Source organism: Halobacillus sp. K22, from assembly GCF_052246795.1.
Taxonomy (GTDB): domain Bacteria; phylum Bacillota; class Bacilli; order Bacillales; family Halobacillaceae; genus Halobacillus.
Genome location: NZ_JBQQCN010000056.1, coordinates 1 through 1,457 on the forward strand (window position 1 = coordinate 1; position 1,457 = coordinate 1,457).

Annotated in this window: 1 protein-coding gene; it reads right to left on the bottom strand. The window is 44.2% G+C overall.

Annotated features, from left to right (window positions below; genetic code table 11):
* Nucleotides 1-206: 206 nt before the first annotated feature.
* Nucleotides 207-845 (bottom strand): hypothetical protein, encoded by a 639-nt coding sequence (locus ACTWPM_RS20585; RefSeq protein WP_443134831.1) that lies wholly within the window; start codon nt 843-845, stop codon nt 207-209.
* Nucleotides 846-1,457 lie beyond the last annotated feature (612 nt).

Genomic DNA, 1,457 nt, shown 5'->3' on the forward strand with positions numbered 1-1,457 from the left:
AATGCGAGTTTCAATATACTAAAGGAAGTTCAACGACTCCTTTCAACCGTCGGTGCGACGGGGCTAGCCTAATCATTTGAACGAACCGTTAGGTTCGTGCTCTTAGGAATCCCCCAACTTCAAGGAGTGTCAGCGAGTAAGTGGGGGTAGTTCAATCCTGCAGAAATAAAAAAATAAACCCCGTTCCTTAGAGTAAGAGGAGGAGTTTATTTGTGATTGACTAATTTATTTTTGATGGCTTTAAAAAGGGAGGAATGCACGATGTAATCGAAAGCTGTACTAATCACGAGTCCGTGAATAATTACCCCGAGAATAGTAAAGATGACAATGATCGTATAGCCCCCGGCCGTTTCGGGTTCAAAACCGGATCTTCCGAAAAAAGTAAGAGAAAGAAGTGCTGTAAACCATGCATCACTATAGGAATCCAGTTCATTCTCTATCATATTTAAAGGAATAATTAATAGAAAAATAAGTACAAAGGTGATTCCTGTGACCAAAAGCAGATGCTGTCTTTTTAAAAAACGGATAAAGGGCAGCGTGTAGTATTTTGTAATAGATTTGAGCCGGAGCAAGTGCAGAATGCGTGCCACTCTGGCGAATTGAAAAATGGCATCCAGTGGAATAGCTGCAATTACGATAAATGGATGCTTTTTTACAAACCCCCATTTACTCTCGCTTTTATAGAGCCTGTAAAGGAAGTCTACGAAAAAAATCCCCCACGTACTCCAGACGATTATGCTATTGTAACCCGTCTCCTGCCATATGGTTGCCACCGATAGTCCAGCAAGGAGGACCATGAAAACTTCATAAAATGTTTTAGACGGTTTACGTTTTAAAAACTTCACCTTCCCATGTCCCCCTTTGAAACTTGTCGAATGATACCATTAGTATATCATCTGTCAAAGAGTAGGAACACGGCGCAAGAAGTTCCCGCTTAACAAACTAGCTCCGTCATCAACGTTGTTAATTATTCATAAATGACTTATTCAACTAAAGGGGCGGTTACTGTAAGACTCAGTTTCGAGATATCTTGTGGAGAAAGGGGCTCCAGGGAACGACTCACTTTCCGCGGCCCTGCACGACGCAGGGTCGTTCGACGTTGCCACAGGACGTGGCGATCTTAGTCGAACATCCCTTGTGCTGAGCTTCCTCGGGCTTAACAGCCCTGCGGGATCTCACCGATCATGTTCATCCCGCAGGAGTCTACATCGTCCCCCTCCGGACCTTGCCAATTCAGTAACCCGAAACCACTTAAGATATCTTCTTGATGCACAAAATGAGCATGGGAGCATGAGGATTTGTCAAGCTATAAAGATCTGTAATAGCCTGTCATAGAAGCATTTAAGGCCAGTTAAGAAGGCGAGGATTCTCTCTTCTGGAAGGGCCCGTTATTCTCCTGTGGCTGGGTTGGTGGGGAAATGGCGAGACTCCCATGGGAGAAGGAACTAGGTGAGATC